General features: G+C 60.3%; 17 protein-coding genes and 2 other RNA genes. 9 read left to right on the top strand and 10 right to left on the bottom strand.

Annotated elements, in window-relative coordinates; all coding sequences use genetic code 11:
* Positions 1-14: 14 nt before the first annotated feature.
* Positions 15-1,205, bottom strand: a complete 1,191-nt coding sequence (locus HBO24_RS09510; RefSeq protein ID WP_057439514.1) for a benzoate/H(+) symporter BenE family transporter — start codon at positions 1,203-1,205, stop codon at positions 15-17.
* Positions 1,206-1,424: 219 nt separating this feature from the next.
* Between HBO24_RS09510 and HBO24_RS09505 the strand changes: the two genes are divergently transcribed.
* Complete coding sequence (locus HBO24_RS09505) at positions 1,425-2,189, top strand: GntR family transcriptional regulator (protein WP_170059601.1); 765 nt, start codon at positions 1,425-1,427, stop codon at positions 2,187-2,189.
* A 243-nt stretch (positions 2,190-2,432) separates the two neighbouring features.
* Here HBO24_RS09505 and guaD read toward each other — a convergent pair whose 3' ends face one another.
* The 4 genes from guaD to xdhA form a co-directional block, all read right to left on the bottom strand.
* A complete protein-coding gene (guaD, locus tag HBO24_RS09500) occupies positions 2,433-3,737 on the bottom strand; it encodes a guanine deaminase (protein WP_170059600.1) in 1,305 nt (434 codons plus the stop codon).
* A 7-nt stretch (positions 3,738-3,744) separates the two neighbouring features.
* The gene (gene xdhC, locus HBO24_RS09495; RefSeq protein WP_057439511.1) at positions 3,745-4,587 is read right to left on the bottom strand and encodes a xanthine dehydrogenase accessory protein XdhC; all 843 of its coding nucleotides are present in this window, start codon (positions 4,585-4,587) and stop codon (positions 3,745-3,747) included.
* A 115-nt stretch (positions 4,588-4,702) separates the two neighbouring features.
* Positions 4,703-7,102: a xanthine dehydrogenase molybdopterin binding subunit gene (gene xdhB, locus HBO24_RS09490; RefSeq protein WP_170059599.1), complete on the bottom strand. Its 2,400-nt coding sequence runs from the start codon at positions 7,100-7,102 to the stop codon at positions 4,703-4,705.
* Positions 7,095-8,543 (bottom strand): xanthine dehydrogenase small subunit, encoded by a 1,449-nt coding sequence (xdhA, locus tag HBO24_RS09485; protein WP_057960331.1) that lies wholly within the window; start codon positions 8,541-8,543, stop codon positions 7,095-7,097. Before xdhA ends, xdhB begins: the two co-directional genes overlap by 8 nt.
* Positions 8,544-8,810: 267 nt before the next feature.
* On the opposite strand from xdhA, the gene HBO24_RS09480 reads away from it, so the two are divergent.
* From HBO24_RS09480 to HBO24_RS09450, 7 genes are all read left to right on the top strand, one after another.
* Positions 8,811-9,470 (top strand): GntR family transcriptional regulator, encoded by a 660-nt coding sequence (locus HBO24_RS09480; RefSeq protein WP_057439508.1) that lies wholly within the window; start codon positions 8,811-8,813, stop codon positions 9,468-9,470.
* Positions 9,471-9,472: 2 nt separating this feature from the next.
* Complete coding sequence (gene smc / locus HBO24_RS09475; RefSeq protein WP_170059598.1) at positions 9,473-12,961, top strand: chromosome segregation protein SMC; 3,489 nt, start codon at positions 9,473-9,475, stop codon at positions 12,959-12,961.
* A 253-nt stretch (positions 12,962-13,214) separates the two neighbouring features.
* A complete protein-coding gene (zipA, locus tag HBO24_RS09470; RefSeq protein WP_057444921.1) occupies positions 13,215-14,078 on the top strand; it encodes a cell division protein ZipA in 864 nt (287 codons plus the stop codon).
* An 88-nt stretch (positions 14,079-14,166) separates the two neighbouring features.
* Complete coding sequence (ligA, locus tag HBO24_RS09465) at positions 14,167-16,524, top strand: NAD-dependent DNA ligase LigA (RefSeq protein ID WP_170059597.1); 2,358 nt, start codon at positions 14,167-14,169, stop codon at positions 16,522-16,524.
* Between the two features lie 155 nt (positions 16,525-16,679).
* On the top strand, positions 16,680-17,846 hold the full coding sequence (locus HBO24_RS09460; RefSeq protein WP_170059596.1) for a putative zinc-binding metallopeptidase: 1,167 nt from the start codon (positions 16,680-16,682) through the stop codon (positions 17,844-17,846).
* A 144-nt stretch (positions 17,847-17,990) separates the two neighbouring features.
* Positions 17,991-18,087: signal recognition particle sRNA small type (gene ffs, locus HBO24_RS09455), an RNA gene on the top strand.
* Positions 18,088-18,167: 80 nt separating this feature from the next.
* A complete protein-coding gene (locus tag HBO24_RS09450) occupies positions 18,168-18,554 on the top strand; it encodes a DUF6538 domain-containing protein (RefSeq protein ID WP_233092128.1) in 387 nt (128 codons plus the stop codon).
* A gap of 26 nt (positions 18,555-18,580) precedes the next feature.
* On the opposite strand, the gene HBO24_RS09445 is transcribed toward HBO24_RS09450, so the two are convergent.
* The 3 genes from HBO24_RS09445 to HBO24_RS09435 form a co-directional block, all read right to left on the bottom strand.
* Entirely contained in the window at positions 18,581-19,111 is a 531-nt protein-coding gene (locus HBO24_RS09445; protein WP_170059595.1) for a hypothetical protein, read from the bottom strand.
* Positions 19,112-19,169: 58 nt separating this feature from the next.
* Positions 19,170-20,351, bottom strand: a complete 1,182-nt coding sequence (locus HBO24_RS09440) for a DUF4236 domain-containing protein (protein WP_170059594.1) — start codon at positions 20,349-20,351, stop codon at positions 19,170-19,172.
* A 114-nt stretch (positions 20,352-20,465) separates the two neighbouring features.
* On the bottom strand, positions 20,466-20,933 hold the full coding sequence (locus HBO24_RS09435) for a hypothetical protein (RefSeq protein ID WP_170059593.1): 468 nt from the start codon (positions 20,931-20,933) through the stop codon (positions 20,466-20,468).
* Between the two features lie 208 nt (positions 20,934-21,141).
* Between HBO24_RS09435 and ffs (HBO24_RS09430) the strand changes: the two genes are divergently transcribed.
* An RNA gene (gene ffs / locus HBO24_RS09430) (signal recognition particle sRNA small type) lies at positions 21,142-21,238 on the top strand.
* Positions 21,239-21,385: 147 nt separating this feature from the next.
* Here ffs (HBO24_RS09430) and HBO24_RS09425 read toward each other — a convergent pair.
* Complete coding sequence (locus HBO24_RS09425; protein WP_170059592.1) at positions 21,386-22,288, bottom strand: DUF2167 domain-containing protein; 903 nt, start codon at positions 22,286-22,288, stop codon at positions 21,386-21,388.
* A gap of 190 nt (positions 22,289-22,478) precedes the next feature.
* On the bottom strand, positions 22,479-22,793 hold the full coding sequence (locus tag HBO24_RS09420; protein WP_029298195.1) for a helix-turn-helix transcriptional regulator: 315 nt from the start codon (positions 22,791-22,793) through the stop codon (positions 22,479-22,481).
* Positions 22,794-23,138 lie beyond the last annotated feature (345 nt).

Here is a 23,138-nt window from a genome sequence, read left to right as displayed (position 1 = left end):
TCAAGGTATTAAATTCAGGCCTTGCGCCAGTTCAGAATCACCAGCGTCAACACCCCCGCAACAATCCCCCAGAATGCCGAACCGATGGAAAACAGCGTCAACCCCGACGCCGTGACCATAAAGGTGATCAGTGCTGCTTCCCGCTCCTTGGGCTCATTCATGGCAATGCTCAGGCCATTGATGATCGAGCCGAACAACGCCAATGCGGCAATCGACAGCACCAACTCCTTGGGCAATGCGGCGAACAACGCCGCCAAGGTCGCGCCAAATACCCCGGCAACCCCGTAGAAAATCCCGCACCACACGGCGGCGGTGTAGCGCTTGTTGCGGTCCTCATGGGCATGGGGGCCGGTGCAGATGGCCGCGCTGATGGCGGCCAGGTTGATGCCGTGGGAGCCAAACGGCGCCAGCACCAGTGAGGCCAGGCCAGTGGCGGTGATCAGCGGTGAGGCGGGCACGTCGTAGCCATCGGCGCGCAATACCGCGACCCCGGGCATGTTCTGCGAGGTCATCGCCACCACAAACAACGGAATGCCGATGCTGATGGTCGCCGCCAGGGAAAAGTGCGGCGTGGTCCACACCGGCGTCGCCACTTCCAGGCTGAACCCGCTGAAGTCCAGGAGCCCCATCAACCCGGACAAGGCAGTACCGATCAGCAGCGCCGCCAGCACGGCATATCGAGGCGACAGGCGCTTGATGATCAGGTAGGTAAAGAACATGCCCAGCACCAGGGCGGTGCGGTGCTGCGCGGCGACGAAAATCTCGCTGCCGATCTTGAACAGGATCCCGGCCAGCAGCGCGGCGGCCAGTGAGGCAGGGATTTTCTTCACCAGTTTTTCAAAGCTGCCGGTGAGGCCACAGATCGTCACCAGTACCGCGCAGGTGATGTAGGCACCGATGGCCTCGCCGTAGCTGACCCCGCCCAGGCTGGTAATCAACAGCGCCGCGCCGGGGGTCGACCAGGCAATGGTGATGGGCGTGCGGTAGCGCAGGGACAAGCCGATGCTGCACACCGCCATGCCGATGGAAATCGCCCAGATCCACGAGGAAATTTGCCCGGTGGTCAGGCCGGCAGCCTGGCCGGCCTGGAACATCAGCACCAGGGAGCTGGTGTAACCGGTCATCATGGCGATAAAGCCGGCGACAATGGCCGAAGGCGAAGTGTCGGCCAGTGGGCGCAGCGGCGCCTGGGTCGCGTCGGTCATGGGGCGGTGTTCCTTGTACCTGGGAAATCGTGGAATCAAGCCTAAACTCAAACGTAACTGACTGTTGCAATACAGCCGGTGGCGCAAACAGCCGTACAGTGTGTTGGCGCAACGGGTTGTGTACAATGTGCGCTGTTTTTACGCGATACTTGCCAGCGACCGCTGTACTCTTATTACAGTCAACGTCAATTCGCCGCCGTTCTCCCGACCCGAGTGCCCATGAACGAACAGTTGCAGCCCCTCAAGAAACAGCCGCGAGCCGGTAAGGCCGGTCGCAGTGGAACCCAGGACGATATCGTCTACGCGCATATCTTCGAGGCCATCCTCGAGCAACGCCTGGCGCCCGGTACCAAATTGAGTGAAGAAGCACTGGGCGAGATCTTTGGCGTCAGCCGCACCATCATTCGTCGCGCACTGTCGCGCCTGGCCCATGAAGGCGTGGTGTTGTTGCGCCCCAATCGGGGTGCGGTGGTGGCCAGCCCAAGCGTCGAGGAAGCCCGCCAGGTGTTCCTGGCCCGGCGCCTGGTCGAGCGGGCGATCACCGAATTGGCGGTGCAGCATGCCTCGACCGAAGAGCTGGCCGAACTGCGGCAGATGGTCAATGACGAGCGCGACAGCTTCTCCCGTGGCGATCGCGGCGCGGGTATCCGGCTCTCTGGCGAGTTCCACCTGAAACTGGCCGAAGCGGCAAAAAATGCCCCGCTGATCAGCTTCCAGCGCAGCCTGGTGTCCCAGACCTCGCTGATCATCGCCCAGTATGAAAGCGGCAACCGCTCACACTGTTCCTATGACGAGCACACCCAGTTGATCGATGCCATCGAGGCTCGGGATGTGGGGTTGGCGGTGAACCTGATGATGCACCACATGGATCACATCGACAGCAAGCTCAACCTCGATGAGGAAGGTGCGTCGGATGATTTGCATGCGGTGTTCTCACATTTGCTGCAGACCAAGAAGCCGGGTCGCTCCTCTATAAAACTGTAAACCCCGATCAAACTGTGGGAGCTGGCTTGCCTTAATGCCAGTCAGTCAAGCGCAGATCCCCTGTGGGAGCGGGCTTGCTCGCGAAAGCAGTGGGTCAGTCAACATCAATGTTGGCTGGGCCGACGTCTTCGCGAGCAAGCCCGCTCCCACATTTGATTTTCACTGCTTTGAGCATTGCGTTCGCTTAACTGATCGGCATTATGGCTTGCCTGCTCCCACATTGGTTTGTGGTGCCCTTCAAAATCAGCGTTGATGCACCAGTTGGCCGGCTGCATACGTCTGCATCACCGCCCGATCATCCCCCAGCGTCATCAACACAAACAACGTCTCGGCAATGTCCTTGGCCTGCTTCAAGCGATAGCTGAGCAGTGGCGTGGCGTTGTAGTCCAGTACCAGGAAGTCGGCATCGGTGCCCGGCTGCAGGGTGCCGATCTTGTCTTCCAGGCGCAGCGCTTTGGCGCCGCCCAGGGTCGCCAGGTACAGCGATTTGAACGGGCTCAGGCGTGCGCCCTGCAATTGCATGACCTTGTAGGCCTCGTTCAGCGTCTGCAGCAGCGAGAAGCTGGTACCGCCCCCCACATCCGTGCCCAGGCCCACATTGAGCTGGTGCTTCTCGGCCATCGGCAGGTTGAACAAGCCGCTGCCGAGGAAGAAGTTCGACGTCGGGCAGAACGCGACCGCTGAACCGGCTTCGGCCAGGCGCGCGCATTCGTCGTCGCACAGGTGTACGCCATGGGCGAATACCGAACGTTCCCCCAGCAGCTTGTAGTGGTCGTACACGTCCAGGTAGCCGCTGCGCTCCGGGAACAGCTCCTTGACCCATTGCACTTCCTGCAGGTTTTCACTGATATGCGTCTGCATGTACAGGTCCGGGTATTCCCCCAGCAACTGCCCGGCGAGGTTCAACTGTTCCGGTGTGCTGGTAGGCGCGAAGCGCGGCGTAACGGCGTAGTGCAAACGGCCTTTGCCGTGCCAGCGTTCGATCAGCGCCTTGCTTTCCTGGTAGCCGGATTCGGCGGTATCGGTCAGGTAGTCCGGCGCATTGCGGTCCATCATCACCTTGCCGGCGATCATGCGCAGGTCGAGCTTCTCGGCGGCCTCAAAAAATGAGTTCACCGATTGCGGGTGCACGCTGCCGAACACCAGGGCGGTGGTGGTGCCATTGCGCAGCAGTTCCTTGATAAAGATATCCGCCACTTCTTCGGCGTGGGCCTTGTCGGCGAACTGGCTTTCGCAAGGGAAGGTGTAGGTGTTGAGCCAATCCAGCAGTTGTTCGCCGTAGGCCCCGACCATGCCGGTTTGCGGCAGGTGGATATGGGTGTCGATCAGGCCAGGGGTGATCAGCGCATCCTGGTAATGGGTGATTTCGATATCGGCCGCCAGTGTCGGCAGCAAATCGCTGGCATGCCCGAGGGCGCTGATCTGGCCGTTGTCGATCACCAGCAGGCCGTCCTCGAAATACTCATAGGAGGCGTCAATCCCGACGATGGCGGGGTCGGCGAGGCTGTGCAGGATGGCGGCACGGTAGGCTTTACGAGTCAAAGGCATGGTCGTCTCAATTCATAGCTTGGCTGCGGCGAGATACCGGCAGCAGTTTGGCAATGGGTTCGGCGCTCGCGGTGTGCTGGCCGAAGTTGGCGTTATAGGTGGCGATGATCTCGCCGGCGATGGAGATGGCGATTTCCACCGGCAATTTGCCCTTCACCTCGGTGAGGCCCATGGGGCAGCGCATGCGTTGCAACTGCGCAGCCTCGAAGCCGCGCTCACGCAGGCGGTGTTCAAACTTGACGCGTTTGGTCTGCGAGCCGATCAGGCCGAAGTAGGCAAAGTCATTGCGCTTGAGCAGGGCGGCGGTCAGTTCCAGATCCAGTTGGTGATTATGGGTCATGACGATGCAGTAACTGCCCGCTGGCAGGTCGGCAATTTCATCGACCGGCTCTTCGCTGACGATTTTACGCACGCCCTGGGGGATATGCTCCGGGAATTCCTGTTCCCGCGAGTCGATCCAGCGCACCCGGCACGGCAGGCTGGCCAGCAGCGGCACCAGGGCGCGACCGACATGGCCGGCGCCGAACACGGCAATCTGCGCCTGCACCTGGCCCATGGGTTCGAACAGCAGCACGGTGACGCCGCCACAGCACTGGCCGAGGCTAGCACCGAGGCTGAAGCGCTCCAGATGGGTGTTGTGCTGACCGCTGGCGAGCATGTCGCGGGCGATCTGCATGGCCTTGTATTCCAGGTGGCCGCCGCCGATGGTGTCGAAGGTTTGCGCGGCGCTGACTACCATCTTCGAACCGGCATTGCGCGGCGTGGAGCCGAGCTCTTCGATAATGGTCACCAGCACGCAGGGTTCACCCTGGTGTTGCAGGTCGGCGAGGGCGCTGATCCAGTTGTTCATGTCTACCTCAACATTGCTGTTGTCAGTCAGGCCGTCATCGCGGGCAAGCCCGCTCCCACAAGGGAATGCATTCCAAATGAGGGAGCGGGCTTGCCCGCGATGGCAGCACCTCGGTCTAGAGCGAAGCCATCTCGGTCTCAGCCTCAACCACCGTCGCCGCCTGCAATTGACGCATTTGCTCACAGCCCCACAACACCCGCTCCGGGGTCGCCGGCGCATCAATTTTTGGTTGATGGCGATAGTCACCCAGGCTCGCCACCGCATCCTTGATCGCGCACCACGAAGCAATCCCGAGCATAAATGGCGGTTCGCCCACGGCCTTGGAATGGAACACCGTGTCCTCCGGGTTCTTGCGGTTTTCTACCAGTTTGACCCGCAAATCCAGGGGCATGTCCGCCACGGCCGGAATCTTGTAGCTGGCCGGGCCATTGGTCATCAGCTTGCCCTTGTTGTTCCACACCAGCTCTTCCATGGTCAGCCAGCCCATGCCCTGGATAAAGCCGCCTTCGACCTGACCAATGTCGATGGCCGGGTTCAGCGAGGCACCCACGTCGTGGAGGATGTCGGTGCGCAGCATCTTGTACTCGCCGGTCAGGGTGTCGACGATCACTTCGCAGCAGGCTGCGCCGAAGGCGAAGTAGTAGAACGGCCGGCCCCGCGCCTGGCTGCGGTCGTAGAAAATTTTCGGGGTCTTGTAGAAGCCGGTACTCGACAGCGACACCTGGGCGAAATACGCCTGCTGGATCAGCTCCTCGAACGTCAGGATCAGCTCACGTACCCGCACATGGCCGTTGTGGAATTCCACATCCGCCTCGCTGACGTCGTACTTGCGCGCAGCGAACTCCACCAGGCGTTGCTTGATGGTTTCGGCGGCGTTCTGCGCGGCCTTTCCGTTCAGGTCGGCGCCGCTGGAGGCGGCGGTCGGCGAGGTGTTGGGCACCTTGTCGGTGTTGGTCGCGGTGATCTGCACCCGGTCGATTTCCACCTGAAAGATCTCGGCCACCACTTGCGCGACCTTGATGTTCAGGCCCTGGCCCATCTCGGTGCCGCCATGGTTCAAGTGGATGCTGCCGTCGGTGTAGATATGGATCAACGCGCCGGCCTGGTTGAGGAAGCTGGCGGTAAACGAAATACCGAACTTCACCGGCGTCAGCGCCAGGCCCTTTTTCAGGATCGGGCTGTGGGCGTTGTACAGGCGGATCGCTTCGCGGCGTTCGGCGTACTGGCTGCTGGCCTCAAGCTCGGCGGTCATTTCTTCGAGCATGTTGTGCTCGACGGTCTGGTAGTAGTGGGTGACGTTGCGCTCGGTCTTGCCATAGTAGTTGGCCTTGCGCACGGCCAGCGGGTCCAGGGCCAGATGGCGGGCGATGGCGTCCATCACTTCCTCGATGGCGACCATGCCTTGCGGGCCGCCGAAACCACGGTAGGCGGTGTTGGAGGCGGTGTTGGTCTTGCAGCGATGACCGTTGACGGTGGCATCGCCCAGGTAATACGCGTTGTCGGAGTGGAACATCGCCCGGTCGACAATCGAGTTCGACAGGTCCGGCGAGCAGCCGCAGTTACCCGCCAGGTCCAGATTGATCCCTTGCAGGCGGCCGTTGTCGTCGAAGCCCACGTCGTATTCGATGTAGAACGGGTGGCGCTTGCCGGTCATCAGCATGTCTTCGACCCGTGGCAGACGCATCTTGGTCGGCTGGCCGGTCAGGCGCGCCACCACTGCGCACAGGCATGCCGGGCTGGCGGCCTGGGTTTCCTTGCCGCCAAAACCACCGCCCATGCGGCGCATATCCACCACGATTTTGTTCATCGACACGTCCAGTACTTCGGCCACCAGTTTCTGCACTTCGGTGGGGTTCTGGGTGGAGCAGTAGACGATCATGCCGCCGTCTTCGGTGGGCATCACCGAGGAGATCTGGGTCTCCAGGTAGAAGTGTTCCTGGCCGCCGATATGCAGGGTGCCCTGGATACGGTTTTTCGCGCTCGCCAGGGCGCTCGCCGAATCACCGCGCTGGTGGGTGTGGCTGTCCAGCACGAAATGTTTATTGCGGAAGGCCTCGACCACATCCAGCACCGGCTCCAGGTCTTCGTATTCGATCACCGCGGCCATGGCCGCCTTGCGTGCGGTTTCCAGGTCGCGGGCGGCGACGGCCAGGACTACCTGGCCGACGAACTGCACGGTGTCGATGGCCAGCAACGGGTCGCCGGGCATCAGCGGGCCGATGTCTTTCAGGCCCGGTACGTCTTCGTGGGTGATGACAATGCGCACACCGTCAAAGGCGTAGCAGGGCGCGGTGTCGATACTGAGGATCCGGGCGTGGGCGCGGTCGGACATGCGCGCATACAGGTGCAACTGGTTGGGGAATTCCAGGCGATCATCAATGTACTGCGCTTCGCCCGACACATGCTTGGCGGCGCTGTCATGCTTGACGCTACGCCCGACCCCGGACGTCAGGTCCTGGGCAAACAGCGCGGCCATTTCGGCTTGGGTTTTTACCACGGCGTGATGGTTAGACATAAGCGGTCACCCGAGTCTCGATGTGCGGCGTTTGCAATTCGATGAAGTATTTGCGCAGCAGGTTCTGGGCGCTGAGCAGGCGGTATTCCTTGCTCGCACGGAAGTCCGACAGCGGGGTGAAATCCTCGGCCAGGGCCGCGCAGGCTTTCTCCACGGTGGCGCTGTTCCAGGTGGCGCCGATCAGCAGGGCCTCGCAGTGTTGTGCGCGTTTGGGGGTGGCGGCCATGCCGCCGAAGGCGACGCGGGCATCGCTGATCACTCCGTTGTCGATCTTCAGATTGAAGGCTGCGCAGACTGCCGAGATGTCATCGTCCAGGCGCTTGGAAACCTTGTAGGCGCGAAACAGCGCGTGGCCCTTGGGCACGATGATCTTCTCGATGAACTCACTGTCCTGACGGGCAGTGACGCGGTAGTCGATAAAGTAGTCCTCCAGGGCCAGGGTGCGGCGCACGTTGCCCTTGCACAGCACGATCTGCGCGCCGAGGGCGATCAGCAGCGGCGGCGAGTCACCGATGGGCGAGGCGTTGCCGATATTGCCGCCGAGGGTGCCCTGGTTGCGGATTTGCAGGGAGGCGAAGCGGTGCAGCAGGTCGCCAAAGTCCGGGTATTCGTGGTGCAGCGCGCTGTAGCAGTCGGAGAGGGCGGTAGCGGCGCCGATTTCCAGGCGGTCGTCAAAGGTCTCGATGCGCTTCATGGCTTCAATGTTGCCGACGTAGATCATCACCGGTAGCACGCGGTGGAACTGGGTGACCTCCAGCGCCAGGTCAGTACCGCCGGCCAGCAGCCGGGCTTGGGGGTAGGCGTCGTAGAGGTCGGCCAGGTCGGCGACGGTCAGGGGCACCAGGCAGCGTTTGTCGCCGCTGTTCAGTTCGCCGGTTTGCGTCGGCGCGATGGCCTTGAGGCGGGCGATGGTCTGCGCCTCGCGGCTGTCGAACTGGTCCTGAGGCTTGTTGCAGCAGGCTTGCTCGGCAGCGGCCAGGATTGGCCGGTAGCCGGTGCAGCGGCACAAGTTGCCGGCCAGGGCTTCGTGGGCCTTGGCGCTGTCGGGGGCGTCGCTGTTTTTTTGCAGGGCGAACAGCGACATCACAAAACCGGGGGTGCAGAAACCACATTGGGAACCATGGCACTCGACCATGGCCTGTTGCACGCTGTGCAGTTGGCCCTGGTGCTTGAGGTCTTCCACGGTGATCAGTTGTTTGCCGTGCAGGGATGAGACAAACGTCAGGCACGAATTGAGGCTGCGATAGCGAATCTGCTCGGCACCTTGCTCGTCGGTATGCAGCTCGCCGACTACCACGGTGCAGGCACCACAGTCGCCGCTGGCGCAGCCTTCCTTGGTTCCGGATTTGCCCAGGTGCTCACGCAGGTAGTTGAGCACAGTCAGGTTCGGGTCCAGGTCATGCTCGCTACGGAGCTCCTGGTTTATTAAAAACTGGATCACGGAAGGCCTCGCAGACTCATTATTGTTGTTAACCGCTTTGCGCCGAATCTAGTCATGTCTGACTTTTCGGTCAACGATTTTCTGACCAGAAGGTCAAGAAAATGCGATTGCAACACCTTTGATTATGGTTCAGATCCCTGTAACCGCCGTTTTCAGGGGCGCCTGGGCTTTATCGTCTGCTTATTTCATGCCAAATTCGGCGTTGCTGGCCCAGTGATTGCGCTACACTGCCGCCCTTGTACCGATAGCAGATTTTGAAGGGAAAACATGACGTTCAAGGCGCCGGATAGTCTTGCCGAGCAAATCGCTCACCACCTCGCCGAACGCATCATTCGCGGCGATCTCAAGCCTGGGGAGCGGATCCAGGAACAGAAAGTCACGCTGGCGCTCAATGTCAGCCGTGGCTCCGTGCGCGAAGCCTTGCTGATCCTCGAGCGACGGCACCTGATCGCCATCCTGCCGCGCCGTGGCGCCCACGTCACCGAGCTCACCGCGCACAAGGTGCAGAGCCTGTGCACGCTGATGAGCGAGCTGTACATCCTGCTGGGCAATGCGGTCGCCGAAGGCTGGCAGACCCAGGCCGACATGGCGCCCTTCGTGCAGATCCAGCAACGGCTGGTGAGCAATTTCGAGCGCCAGGACATCCGCGCTTTTGTCGAAGAATGCTTCAATGTCATGCGCGCCGCGTACCCCTTTGCCAATAACCCGTACCTGCAGGAAACCGTCGAAAACCTGCAACCGGCGATGAACCGCGCCTATTACCTGGCCCTGGATCAACGCAAGGCGTCGATGAGCGAGTACCTGGCGCTGTTCGAGCAACTGCTCGCCGCTGTACTGGCCCGTGATCTGCCGCAGATCCGCCAAGTGCTCTCGGCCTATGGCCAGCGCAGTTGTTCACTGGTTATCGCAGCCCTGGCGGACGCCTAAGCGTGCGGCTCAAGTGCATCAAACTGGCGGGGTTCAAATCCTTCGTCGACCCGACCACGGTGAACTTCCCCAGTAACATGGCGGCAGTGGTCGGGCCCAATGGCTGCGGCAAGTCGAACATCATCGACGCCGTGCGCTGGGTGATGGGCGAGAGTTCGGCGAAAAACCTGCGTGGCGAGTCGATGACCGACGTCATCTTCAATGGCTCCACCAGCCGCAAGCCGGTCAGCCAGGCCAGCATCGAACTGGTGTTCGACAACTCCGACGGTACCCTGGTGGGTGAATACGCCGCCTACGCGGAAATCTCCATCCGCCGCAAAGTGACGCGCGACAGCCAGAACAGTTACTTCCTCAACGGCACCAAGTGCCGGCGCCGCGACATTACCGACATCTTCCTCGGCACCGGCCTGGGCCCGCGCAGCTACTCGATTATCGAGCAGGGCATGATCTCCAAGCTGATCGAAGCCAAGCCCGAGGACCTGCGCAACTTTATCGAGGAAGCGGCCGGCATCTCCAAGTACAAGGAGCGCCGCCGCGAGACCGAAAACCGCATCCGCCGCACCCACGAAAACCTCGCGCGCCTGACCGACCTGCGTGAAGAGCTGGAGCGCCAACTGGAGCGCCTGCACCGCCAGGCCCAGGCCGCCGAGAAATACCAGGAATACAAAGGCGAAGAACGCCAGCTCAAGGCGCAACTCTCGGCGCTGCGCTGGCAGGCCTTGAATGACCAGGTGGGCCAGCGCGAAGCGATTATCGGCACCCAGGAAATCAGCTTCGAAGCCCTGGTGGCTGAGCAGCGCAATGCCGACGCCAGCATCGAACGCCTGCGTGACGGTCACCATGACTTGTCCGAGCGCTTCAACCTGGTGCAGGGCCGCTTCTATTCGGTGGGCGGCGATATTGCGCGGGTCGAGCAGAGCATCCAGCACGGCCAGCAGCGTTTGCGCCAGTTGCAGGATGACCTGAAGGAAGCGGAGCGCGCGCGCCTGGAAACCGAGTCGCACCTGGGCCACGACCGCACCTTGCTGCTGACCCTCGGCGAAGAGCTGGACATGCTCATCCCCGAGCAGGAAATCACCAGCGCCGCCGCCGAAGAGGCCGCCGCCGCCCTGGAAGAATCCGAAACCACCATGCACGGTTGGCAGGAGCAGTGGGATGCGTTCAACCTGCGCTCCGCCGAACCGCGGCGCCAGGCTGAGGTGCAGCAGTCGCGCATCCAGCAACTGGAAACCAGCATGGAACGCCTGGCCGAGCGCCAGCGCCGGGTCCTGGAGGAGCGCGCCTTGCTGGCCGCTGCCCCGGAAGACGCGGCGATCATGGCGCTGAGCGAGCAGCTGGCCGAAAGCGAAATGACGCTCGAAGAGCTGGAAGCCAGCGAAGAGCAGCAAGTGGAGCGCCTGGAGCAATTGCGCCAGGAACTGCAGCAAGCGACCCAGGCGCAGCAGCAGGCCCAGGGCGATTTGCAGCGCCTCAACGGGCGCCTGGCCTCCCTTGAAGCCTTGCAGCAGGCGGCACTGGATCCCGGCACGGGCACCGCAGAATGGCTGCGTGACCAGCACCTTGCCGAGCGTCCGCGCCTGGCCGAAGGCTTGAAGGTCGAAGCCGGTTGGGAACTGGCCGTGGAGACCGTGCTTGGCGCGGATCTGCAGGCGGTGCTGGTGGATGACTTTGGCGGGTTTGACCTGGCCGGTTTCACCCAGGGCGACTTGCGTCTGCTCAGCCCGGCAGCCGATGGCACCCGCGTGCCGGGCAGCCTGTTGGATAAAGTCGAGGCGCCGATTGATCTGTCGCCCTGGCTGGGCCAGGTCAAACCGGTGGATTCCCTGGAGCAGGCCCTGGCGTTGCGTGGCCAATTGGCCTCTGGCGAAAGCCTGATCAGCCGCGACGGCTACTGGGTCGGCCGGCACTTTTTGCGGGTGCGCCGCGCCAGTGAGGCCGAAAGCGGCGTATTGGCCCGTGGCCAGGAAATCGTCAACCTGAGTGCCGAGCGTGAAGAGCGCGAGGCGACCCTGGAGTCCCTGGAAACCCAACTGCAAACCCTGCGCGCCACCCAGCGCCAGCAAGAGACCGGCCGCGAACACTTGCGCCGCCTGTTGCAGGACGAAGCGCGCCAGCAGGGCGAACTGAAAGCCCAGCTCTCGGCCAGCAAGGCCAAGGCCGAACAGTTGACCCTGCGCCGTACCCGTCTCGATGAAGAAGTGGCCGAGATGGGCGAACAGCGCGCCCTCGAACATGAACAAGTCGGCGAAGCGCGCCTGCAGTTGCAGGACGCCCTCGACAGCATGGCCCTCGACACTGAGCAGCGCGAACTGCTGCTGGCCCAGCGTGACAGCCTGCGTGAACGCCTCGATCGGGTACGCCAGGAAGCGCGCCAGCACAAGGATCACGCCCACCAGTTGGCGGTGCGCCTGGGCTCGTTGCGCGCTCAGCACGATTCCACGCGCCAGGCCCTGGAGCGCTTGGAGATGCAGTCCGAGCGCCTGACGGAAAAGCGCGAGCAACTGAGTCTCAACCTGGAGGAGGGCGAGGCGCCCCTGGAAGAGCTGCGCTTGAAGCTCGAAGAGTTGCTCGATAAACGCATGAGCGTCGACGTAGAACTCAAGACCGCGCAGATCGCCCTGGAAGACGCCGACCGCGAACTGCGCGACGCAGAAAAGCGCCGAACCCAGGCCGAGCAACAATCACAATTGATCCGCAGCCAGCTCGAACAGCAGCGCATGGAATGGCAGGCCCTGACGGTGCGCCGCAAAACCTTGCAGGATCAGTTGCTGGAAGATGGCTACGACCTGCACGGCGTGCTCAATACCTTGACCGCCGAAGCCAACGAGAAAGAAGCCGAAGAAGAACTTGAGCGCATTGCCGCGCGCATTCAGCGACTCGGCGCGATCAACCTCGCCGCCATCGACGAATACCAGCAGCAGTCCGAGCGTAAACGTTACCTGGATGCCCAGAACGCCGATCTGGTGGAAGCCCTGGACACCCTGGAAAACGTCATTCGCAAGATCGACAAGGAAACCCGTAACCGCTTCAAAGATACCTTTGATCAGATTAATGGCGGTTTACAGGCCTTATTCCCAAAAGTTTTCGGCGGTGGCAGCGCTTACTTGGAACTGACGGGCGAAGATCTACTCGATACAGGGGTAACGATCATGGCGCGGCCTCCGGGCAAGAAGAACAGCACCATCCATTTGTTGTCCGGCGGCGAGAAGGCCCTGACCGCATTGGCCCTGGTGTTTGCCATCTTCAAGTTGAACCCGGCGCCGTTCTGCATGCTCGATGAAGTTGACGCGCCGCTGGATGACGCTAACGTTGGACGCTATGCCCGCCTGGTTAAAGAGATGTCCCAGACGGTGCAGTTCATCTATATCACCCACAACAAGATCGCCATGGAAATGGCGGATCAATTGATGGGGGTGACCATGCATGAACCAGGCTGTTCGCGACTGGTGGCGGTGGATGTGGAAGAGGCGATGGCGATGGTGGAAAGTTAGCGCCAAGTTGCTAGCTTCAAGGGGCATGAGTGTCGGCTTGAAGCTTATGATTTGTAGCTTAATTCCTGCGTCAGCCGACACATTTTGCGTCAACTGTGTAAAGTTATCTTTGGTCGTGCTAGTTTAATGTCAATTTTTCGTATGCGTGGGCAAAACGTCAGTCAGAACATAGAGTTGGCGCCACGTTTTAAAGCGGTTTGCACGGTGCTAAACCCCTTATTTTTCAGCATTTTTTATAGAGGCAAGGGATTACATGGAAATCGGTCTGCGCGAGTGGCTGATCGTCATCGGCATTATTGTAATAGCCGGTATTCTTTTTGATGGCTGGCGCCGTATGCGCGGCGGCAAGGGCAAGCTGAAATTCCGTCTGGACCGTAACCTGTCCAATTTGCCCGACGACGACGGCGCTGCCGAGCTGCTGGGGCCGCCCCGTGTCCTGGACACCCATAAAGAGCCGCAGCTGGACGAGCACGACCTGCCGTCGATGAGCGCCCCGGTGCGTGAAGCACGCGAACCGTCGTCCAAACGTGGCAAGCGCGGCAGCGCTGCTGTGGCCGAGCCGCATCAGGGCGACCTGAACCTCGACGTGGACGAAGGCCCGAGCTTCAGCAGTCGCGATGGTGATTTCCCGGATGAAAGCCCGGCCAAGAGCGCGCCACGTGAGTCCACCAAGGACCAACCGGCAGCTGAAGAAGTGCTGGTGATCAGCGTGATCTGCCGCGACGCGGCCGGTTTCAAGGGCCCGGCGCTGTTGCAGAACATCCTGGAAAGCGGCCTGCGTTTCGGCGAGATGGATATTTTCCACCGTCACGAAAGCATGGCCGGCAACGGTGAAGTACTGTTCTCCATGGCCAACGCGGTCAAGCCGGGCACCTTCGACCTGGACGACATCGACCTGTTCAGCACCCCGGCCGTGAGCTTCTTCCTCGGTCTGCCAGGCCCGCGTCACCCGAAACAGGCGTTCGACGTCATGGTGGCCGCAGCCCGCAAGCTGTCCCAGGAACTCAATGGCGAGCTCAAGGATGACCAGCGCAGCGTGCTGACCGCCCAGACCATCGAACACTACCGTCAGCGCATCGTCGAGTTCGAGCGTCGCGCCCTGACACAGAAACGCTGAGGACGGGTCTTCAGCGTTGTCAGTAGAATTAAGCGCACTAACATATTGAGCAGCTTCGGCTGCTCTTTTGCTTTATGAGAGAACACCCATGACCGCCGCCCACACCCGCATTCTCGAGCTGCGCGCTGAACTGGATCAGCACAACTACCGTTACCACGTACTCGACGAGCCGAGCATTCCGGACGCCGAATACGACCGGCTGTTCCACGAACTCAAGGCGCTGGAAGCCGAGCACCCGGACCTGGTGACTCGCGACTCACCGACGCAGCGGGTTGGCAGTGCGGCGCTGTCGGCCTTTACCCAGGTGCGTCACGAGATCCCGATGCTCAGCCTGGGCAACGCCTTTGATGAAACCACCATGCTGGAGTTTGATCGCCGCGTTACCGAGGGCCTCGACCTGCCGGTGGGCGATCTGTTTGGCGGTGGTGCGGCGGTGGAGTACAGCTGTGAACCCAAGCTCGATGGCCTGGCGGTCAGCCTGCTGTATCAGGATGGCGAGTTGGTACGCGGCGCGACCCGTGGCGACGGCACCACCGGCGAAGATATCAGCGTGAATGTGCGCACCGTGCGCAATATCCCGCTGAAACTGCAGGGCACGGGCTGGCCGGCAACGCTGGAAGTGCGCGGTGAAGTGTTCATGTCCAAGGCCGGTTTCGAGCGTTTGAACGCCACGCAACTGGAAGTCGGCGGCAAGACCTTCGCCAACCCGCGTAACGCGGCGGCGGGCAGCCTGCGCCAACTCGACTCGAAGATCACCGCCAGTCGCCCCCTGGAGTTCTGCTGCTACGGCGTGACCACTGACATCAGCGACACCCATATCGGCAACCTCCAGCAGTTGCAGAAGTGGGGTATGCCCATCAGCCACGAGTTGAAGCTGGCCAAGGGGATTGAGGATTGCCTGGCGTACTACCGCGACATCGGTGAGCGGCGTAACAGCCTGCCCTATGAAATCGACGGTGTGGTGTTCAAGGTCAACAGCATCGCCTACCAGCGCGAATTGGGCTTTCGCGCCCGCGAGCCGCGCTGGGCCATCGCCCATAAGTTTCCGGCGATGGAAGAACTGACTGAATTGCTCGACGTTGAATTCCAGGTCGGCCGCACCGGCGCGGTGACGCCGGTGGCGCGCTTGAAGCCGGTCAAGGTGGCCGGCGTCACCGTATCCAATGCGACATTGCACAATATGGACGAAGTGGCGCGCCTGGGCTTGATGATCGGTGACACCGTGATCATCCGCCGTGCCGGTGATGTGATCCCACAGGTCGTGTCGGTGGTTGCCGAGCGTCGCCCGGAAAATGCCCGCGCCGTGCAGATCCCGGAAAGCTGCCCGGTGTGCGGTTCCCATGTGGAGCGCACGCAACTGGTCAAGCGCAGCAAGGGCAAGGAAACCGTCAGCGAAGGTGCGGTGTATCGCTGTGTCGGGCGCCTGGCCTGTGGTGCGCAGCTCAAGCAGGCGATTATCCATTTTGTCTCGCGGCGGGCCATGGATATCGACGGCCTGGGCGACAAGACCATCGAGCAGTTGGTCGATGAGAAACTCATCGGCTCGCCGGCGGACCTGTACAAGCTCAAGTACGAACAGATCATCGACCTGGAAGGCTTCGCCGATGTTTCCAGCAAGAAACTGATCGCCGCCATCGAAAACAGCAAGACCCCAACCCTGGCGCGGTTCATCTACGCCCTGGGTATTCCCGATGTGGGCGAGGAAACCGCCAAGGTCCTGGCGCGTTCCCTGGCGTCCCTGGAGCGCGTGCAGCGGGCGTTGCCGGAAGTGCTGACGTACTTGCCGGATGTGGGTCTGGAAGTGGCGCACGAGATCCACAGCTTCTTTGAAGACGGGCACAACCAGCAGGTGATCGGCGCGCTGCTGTCGCCGGACGAGTGCGCGCTGGTCTTGCAGGACCAGGGTGAGCTGAGTGCCGAGTTCGCTGCCAGTACCACCCTGGGCGGCCTGCTCGACAAGTTGCATGTACCTTCCGTGGGGCCGGGAGCCGCGCAGAAACTGGCGGACAAGTTTGGCTCCCTGGAGGGTGTTATCCAGGCCGATTGGCTGGACATGCGCCAGGCGCTGCCGGAGAAGCAGGCCAAGGCCGTGCGTGAGTTCTTCGATAACCCGGACAATGCCCATCGTGCGCTGGCCATCGAGCAGCAGCTCAAGGACTTCGGCATGCATTGGCAGAGCGAGAAGAAGGTGGTTGAAGGCTTGCCCGAGGCGGGGCATACCTGGGTGCTGACCGGCTCGCTGGAATTGATGAGTCGCGACGTGGCCAAGGCAAAGCTCGAAAGCCTGGGGGCCAAGGTGGCGGGTTCGGTCTCGGCGAAGACCCATTGCGTGGTCGCCGGGCCGGGTGCCGGCTCGAAACTGGCCAAGGCCAGCGAGCTGGGGCTGAAGGTCCTGGACGAAGAGGCTTTTGTCGCCTTTCTGGCCAGCCACAACATTCCCCTCTGATGATCGTTCCCACGCTCTGCGTGGGAATGCATCCCAGCACGCTCCGCGTCCCAACAGCGGACGCAGAAGCTCATGGCGTCATTGTCAGGCAGAACGTGGGAACGATCTTGCGCGGTAAATGATCTAGTCTTGGGCACGCCCCTGGAGAGATCGCCATGTACCGCTTCTTCGAACAGCTCAGTTCGCGCATCGCCGCGCCATTCATGGGCGGGGCTTCGCGCAACAGCAAGGTCTGGCAGTGCCGTTGCGGGCAATCCCTGTTTTTTCGCAACAGCCAATGCCTGGCCTGTTCGGCGCTGTTGGGTTACCTGCCCGAGCAAGGCCGGCTGGCGTCCCTGCAACCGGGGTCAGTGGTCGATACCTGGCTGCAGGACGACAACCTCGACGCCGGCGCCTGGCGCCGCTGCGCCAACCTCGATACCCCTGCGGCCTGCAACTGGCTGATCCCGGCCTACAGCACCGCGCCTCTGTGTGTGGCGTGCAGCCTTAATCGCACCATTCCCGACCTGTCGATTCCGGAAAACCCCGAGCGCTGGCGCAAGGTGGAAACCGCCAAACGCCGGCTGGTGGCGCAATTGATCAGCCTGGGGTTGCAGGTGATCCCCAAAACAGTCGACGAGACCAATGGCCTGGCTTTTGACTTCGTGGGTATCGGCCTGGCAGGCAAGGCCCCCACCACGGGCCATGCCAATGGCTTGATCACCCTGGATATCAAGGAGGCCGACGACGAGCACCGCGAGAAAATCCGCGTGCAGATGCGCGAGCCGTACCGCACCTTGCTCGGTCACTTCCGCCATGAGGTCGGCCACTACTATTGGGATCGCCTGATCGCCGGCAGTCATTGGTTGCAGCCGTTTCGCAGCCTGTTCGGCGACGAACGCGCCAGTTATACCGACGCCCTCGACCAGCACTACCAGAACGGCCCGCGCCCGGACTGGCAGCAAACCTGCGTCAGCGCTTACGCCACCATGCACCCCTGGGAGGACTGGGCAGAAACCTGGGCCCATTACCTGCACATGATGGACGCGGTCGACACCGCTCTGGGGTTTGGCATGAGCGCACGGGAGATGGACCTGGACTACCAGCCATTTCCCCTCACCACCCTCTATGACCCGCAGCACCCTGGCGGCGCGGCGTTCCTGTCGTTCGTCAACGCCTGGATCGAGCTGGCCGGCATGCTCAACGAACTGTCCCGCAGCATGGGGCAGCCGGATTTCTATCCCTTCGTGCTACCGCCGGCGGTGATTGCCAAGTTGCACTTCATCCACTTGGTGATCCAGGAAGAGGGCGGCCGTGCGGATGAGGTATTGAAAGCCCAATGATCAAAAGGTGCGAGGGTGTTCTTGAGGGCTATGGCAAGTACTTGAACCTCTTGGCTTTTTAATCCTGCGCCAACGGTTGTAACTTCCGATGAGATCGGTACAATGGCCCCGCTTGCCGAGAGGCCAGCGTCGTTATGGTGACCCCATCGGTCCCCCCGCAACGATTACCCGTGAACCTGGTCAGATCCGGAAGGAAGCAGCCACAGCGGGAACATTGTGTGCCGGGGTGTGGCTGGTGGGGTTGCCTCCAATCATCCAAGTGATTGATTATTAACGGTTTTTCACCCTTTGCCACGCGGTGGTACAAGGAGTGATACATCCGTGTCGACCATCCCGTCCTACCTTTTGCTGTCCCTCCACTCGGTCTACTACTTCCGAATCGTGGTGCCGGATGTCATTCGCCCGTTATTCGCCCAAAGAGAAATTCGTCGCTCCCTGCAAACTCGCTGCAAGCGGGAGGCGCTGATTCGTGGGCGCGACATTCTGGCCCAGGTCCAAGGTCTGTTCACGCAAGCGTTCCAGGGGAGTAGATCCTGTGTTGAGCTTCTGCGCGGTGCCTGGGAGGCAGGCGGCAAGCGTCTTGCCTGTTGGGCGTCGTGGCTGCGTCAGCAGCAGTTGCTTGGCGTCGCCATGCCTTTGCCTGAAGTCTTACTCACTAAGGCAAGACAGATTTTTTGGCAGAAAATAGTCGGCACCCTCTGCGTTTGATCGGCCAGGCTCTTATTGGCTTTAGGTCAGGAGGTCTGAGGGGGGCGGCGAGTTTCGTACATAGGACATTTTTCGTTGTACGCAGACTCATAGTCGATCTGGAGGCGAATGAGACCGCCGAGATACACCTCGACATCTTCTAAGTTTTTCTTGCACGCGACTTTACATACCTCAATGGAGCTGCCCGCAGGCAGTACAAAGGGAGGATGGAAGAACTCACGGCTCAGCAATTCACAGTTGGGCACGTCAGCAAAGGCCGCATCGACAAGCGCGGTGCCTTCTCCTTCCACTAGTTTGTCGCGGTAGTAGACTCTCGCCTGCGTGAGGATTGCCGGGCCTAGGCCGTCATTCCGTACCGTCAGGCTGTAGATTCCATCCTCCATAAGGGAATGGCCTTCAAGCTGTGGCTTTACTGAAAGCCTGTTATGAACTCTAGCCAGATGCGCTTGCCAGCCCGTCGCGATAAGGGCCAGAACCGAAATGCCAATGGCAACCCAGGAGGCCCAATCTGTTCCGCTTGAGGACTCCACCACGATGTAATGGATGTCGTAGGCCATATAGCTCCCTCGATACTCGGTAGAAATTGTTGGTTCCCAGTAGCTGGGCAGACCCCCGTTACTGTGAGAAGGGTTCGATAGCCTTGAAGATGCCTGTTTTTGTCATCTGCCTGCGCAGGTCAAAGCGAGCCAATGCTTCAACGACGTCGATGTCCGCCAGACGTCCAAAGTCGATATCACTCCAAGCTCCCCGGCCAACACGAACAGAGAAGAGATACTCATCGGTGATGCGTCCTGTTGCTTTATCAGGGCGCTGCGAATAGCCGGAGAAAACTACTGTGGAGGCCTGGGGTAGAGCAGCAAAGGTTTCGCCAACTATCCTGAAGGCAACAGCGTGGATGTGGGCCATGTAGAGTTTCTGAACAGCTGTGGCTGACATCGCCTTTACCGATAACTTCAACCCTCTACTAGGCACACTAGCTGTGGAGGTGGGCATGTCTTCTATTTCCGGTAGGTCAACATCCAGAAGTACAAGCTGGCCATCTTCAAGCAGCTCCAAAGAAATTGCGGTCTCTCTGGGCCATTGTATGTCCTGTAGGTTGTCCTCCAGCCAGGCCTCCATATCAGATATTTTGGTGTAAATACCCTCGTTAATTAGGAACTTTCTGTCCTGTTCTAACTGGATATGTTTTGCTCGGTTGTTTGACCAGTCGTCATAGTAAGCAGTAAAGTTTTTTTGAATTTCGGCGTTCTGCGTTTCTAGGCGTAGCATCCGTTTCTTGAATAACCTGTCTAGCAGAGAAGGCTTAAGAGGCCGGGGAGCGACGGGCTCTGGTTCTCCGAAGTGCACCTCAACAAACACGGGCCTAGAAGTACTGCTGGGGGTGTCCAGGTGGATGGTCCCTAAGGCTTCAATGTTGCCGTTAATTTCGTCGCATTTGCGTTGGATCACAACAAGGATTACATCTTTGTTTTGCTTTTTGACTGCCTCAATTACATGTTCCGGTAAGTCATTCCCTGCCGCGTCCTGAAAAGTGAGACTCCCGTCGTCATGCAGGCTGCATGTCACAGAAACAAGCGTGGATGTAGATTTTGTTGGGGCTGGTTTGGTACTACGTGAGGGGCCGGAGAGTTTTTGACTACTGGAAATGCCCATGAAGCTGGTGTTTAAGCGGGCTCCTCGTTTGCCAATCCCTACTGATGCGCCTCGCGGGCCGAGCGTCCAACCAACGCCAGCCCCACTCAAGTTCATTCGTATGCCAGGAGCAAGCTTGATTGATTTCCTGAATCGCATCGCCATGACTAACCCTCCCTGTCGTTTTGCCACTATCTGTGACCTTGGGCAAGACTGCGGAAACCAGCCGCTTTTAGCAAGCCACGGCAAGAAGGGTCCAACCGCCCAGGTGTAGGAGACTCATTCGGCGATGCGCCTTTTGATTTCCTCCACTGTGCCGATTAAGTCGTTGCCGTCGCGATGCCGTAGTAACCCAAACTTCGCCCCAAACGCCTCCGACTCTTCATTGGTCGACTCGATACCGATGTTGCTGTATCCGACGCGCTCTGCGTACTCCACCAAGAATGCCATGAAGCGCCGCCCGTGGCCTTTATGAGTGGGCGTGAAGCCTATCCGGGCGATGACCAGGCAGTTGGTCCCTGCCCATTGCCCCCTCTGCGGGGTAACTCGAAGGTAGAGGTCATATTTGACCGTCCTTGCGTTTACCGTAGTCACCAGGCCCAGCGTCACATAGTTGCGCTTATAACCGAACTGGGCGGCAAGGTAGGGCGCCAGCAGCTCCGCGAAATGCTCAGCTCTTGCACGCGCCTCCTTGTTCTCCCGCTGCTCTGCTTCTCGGTCACGCTCCTCAAGCATTGGGGTATTCATAGCTTGTTCCTCATTGGTCGAAACGGCCGGCACACCTTTTAGTTGGGCCTGGTAGGCGCCTTCAGGTGGTACAAAAGGGAGGCAAGTTGGTGATACAAATGGCTTGCGCAGCATCCCTTCACAAGCCTTACAAGGACGCCAAATTCGAATCCGCGTGATGGTGAAGAATCGTACAGAGCATCGCTTGGAAGCTCTAGGATGGTGACCCCATCGGTCCCCCCGCAACGATTACCCGTGAACCTGGTCAGAGCCGGAAGGCAGCAGCCACAGCGGGAGCATTGTGTGCCGGGGTGTGGCTGGTGGGGTTGCCTCCATAAAGCCCCCTCGCAACAACCCTCTTGTTTATTCCGCTATCCAATTCATCAGAATTTTTCACTTGCCCAGGCCTGATTGCGTCCGGGGCCAAGCTATCTGTACGCCGCGATTGCTCGCGGCGTTTTCGTGTGTGGCGATCAGCCTTTGTTGCGGTTGAAGAACTTGCGTGCGCCTGCCAGCAATGCCACCACGCCAATCACCAGAAACTTCTTGGCGGCCAGCAGGAAGATGCCGATCTTGGCAAACAGCCCGGCCTTGCCGGCAATCCCGCCAGCGACCAGCGCGGCCAGGCCATAAGAGGCCAGCTTGTCGGTGCTCGGGTTGTAGTCGGTGTAGAGGTTGCCGTCGGTGAAGTTGGTGAAGGCCAGGACCTTGGGCAGTTCCTGCTTGATGGTGAGCAGGTCGGCCATGGCGGCGACGGCGTTGAGTTCCAGCACGCCCTCGCGGCCCAGCACGCGGATGCTGTAGTTGAGGGTGTTCTGCTCGGCGTCGTCGGCTTTCAGTTCCCGGGCCCAGTACATCTTGTGGGACGGTTGATCGTAGTGCGGCGGTTCGGCCCAGCCCAGCAGGTGCAGGCCGGCATAGCCTTGCTTCTGGCGTTCCTGATTGTCCTCGGCATCGTCTTCCTGCATTTGTTTGAGCAGTTCGGTGTAGTCGATTTTTGCCGCATCTTCGTCGGAAATATGCCCGTCGTCCTTGTAGCTGACAATCACGCCCCAGCCGCGTGCCGACAGTGGGCTGACGGCCTTGGGCACGATCATGCCCAGGGTGTTGAAGCCCGGCGGGTTGCCCCAGCCGTCGGTGAGCAGACGTTCGGTGTCGTTGGGGTCCAGGTAATAGAACTCGTCGTTGAGCTTGAGCGTAGCGATGCCGCCGGGCAGGGTGACGGTGCCGGTTTGCTGCTTGAGGGAGGCGAGGAAGTGCTCGGCGGTTTCGGCGGGCGCGCTGGCTTCGACAGGCGCCGGGGCTGCGGTGGCATAGACCGGTGCGGCAGGCAGGCTCAAGGCAGCTGCCGCCACCAGCAGGCGGAGGTAGTTCATGGTAGTCCCTTACATTTTGAAATAACTTCGCGAGAGGATACCGAATCTGCCTGGGCCGCGCGAGTATGCTGGCAAAAGGCGTGGCCCAGCGCCTGCCAGGAGAGGGGCTGTCCGGTCGGATCATGTCAGTAGGCAAAGAGCAAAGAACAGGCGACGTCAGTGGCCTGCTCTTTTTTATGTCGTACGAGCTCTAAGGCTTGGACAAGGCCTGGTCTACCGCCGCTATCAGCTTTCCCAGATCCTTCGGGGTGGCTTTATGAATGACACCGAACAGATAAGCGCGCTGTTCTTCCTCATCGCCCAGATCGGCAAAAAAGACTTTCAGCTTCACTCCCAAGGCCTCCGCAAACAAGAACAGAGCGTCAACGCTGGGTGTATAGGTGCCGGTTTCGAAGCGGCTAATGGTTTTAGGGTCAAAACCGGTTTTCTCACCTAGTTCAGCCTGAGTAAGCCCCGCTACCTTTCGGTAGCGTCTGATGGCTGGACCCAAACTTGAAATTTGCATCGCTCAATTCCCATTTAGAATCAAGAACTTAACGATAAATATTGGCATTAGACAACGGCACGCACCATCACCTTTTCTTGCAAAATGTGATGTAATTCGTAGAATCGGCGTTTAGGACAAGTATTTGGCGGTGTCGTTTCACAGGGCACCTTTATGAAACAGGAAATCATTGCTTTCTCCTCACTTTCATAAAGGTAGTTGCAAAACAGTTGCTTGGCCGCAGCGCCAGGCTCGCTCTTGCGCGCCCACGCAACCCCCGCCTTTCACACCAGACGCTCGAATTAAAGCCTAGTTGATCTTCGCTAAACCGAAGGTCAGGTGCTGGGCAAAACCTGGTTTGGCCGC

The sequence above is a fragment of the Pseudomonas sp. WS 5410 genome (genome assembly GCF_012985645.1).
GTDB classification, from domain to species: domain Bacteria; phylum Pseudomonadota; class Gammaproteobacteria; order Pseudomonadales; family Pseudomonadaceae; genus Aquipseudomonas; species Aquipseudomonas shahriarae.
This window is presented reverse-complemented; position numbering and strand designations above follow the sequence as displayed.

What these genes read in the sequence shown, in the direction of transcription:
- HBO24_RS09510 (WP_057439514.1), bottom strand. Translation starts at nt 1,205, where the DNA reads ATGACCGACGCGACCCAGGCGCCGCTGCGCCCACTGGCCGACACTTCG.
- HBO24_RS09505 (WP_170059601.1), top strand. Translation starts at nt 1,425, where the DNA reads ATGAACGAACAGTTGCAGCCCCTCAAGAAACAGCCGCGAGCCGGTAAG.
- guaD (WP_170059600.1), bottom strand. Translation starts at nt 3,737, where the DNA reads ATGCCTTTGACTCGTAAAGCCTACCGTGCCGCCATCCTGCACAGCCTC.
- xdhC (WP_057439511.1), bottom strand. Translation starts at nt 4,587, where the DNA reads ATGAACAACTGGATCAGCGCCCTCGCCGACCTGCAACACCAGGGTGAA.
- xdhB (WP_170059599.1), bottom strand. Translation starts at nt 7,102, where the DNA reads ATGTCTAACCATCACGCCGTGGTAAAAACCCAAGCCGAAATGGCCGCG.
- HBO24_RS09480 (WP_057439508.1), top strand. Translation starts at nt 8,811, where the DNA reads ATGACGTTCAAGGCGCCGGATAGTCTTGCCGAGCAAATCGCTCACCAC.
- zipA (WP_057444921.1), top strand. Translation starts at nt 13,215, where the DNA reads ATGGAAATCGGTCTGCGCGAGTGGCTGATCGTCATCGGCATTATTGTA.
- ligA (WP_170059597.1), top strand. Translation starts at nt 14,167, where the DNA reads ATGACCGCCGCCCACACCCGCATTCTCGAGCTGCGCGCTGAACTGGAT.
- HBO24_RS09460 (WP_170059596.1), top strand. Translation starts at nt 16,680, where the DNA reads ATGTACCGCTTCTTCGAACAGCTCAGTTCGCGCATCGCCGCGCCATTC.
- HBO24_RS09445 (WP_170059595.1), bottom strand. Translation starts at nt 19,111, where the DNA reads ATGGCCTACGACATCCATTACATCGTGGTGGAGTCCTCAAGCGGAACA.
- HBO24_RS09440 (WP_170059594.1), bottom strand. Translation starts at nt 20,351, where the DNA reads ATGGCGATGCGATTCAGGAAATCAATCAAGCTTGCTCCTGGCATACGA.
- HBO24_RS09435 (WP_170059593.1), bottom strand. Translation starts at nt 20,933, where the DNA reads ATGAATACCCCAATGCTTGAGGAGCGTGACCGAGAAGCAGAGCAGCGG.
- HBO24_RS09425 (WP_170059592.1), bottom strand. Translation starts at nt 22,288, where the DNA reads ATGAACTACCTCCGCCTGCTGGTGGCGGCAGCTGCCTTGAGCCTGCCT.
- HBO24_RS09420 (WP_029298195.1), bottom strand. Translation starts at nt 22,793, where the DNA reads ATGCAAATTTCAAGTTTGGGTCCAGCCATCAGACGCTACCGAAAGGTA.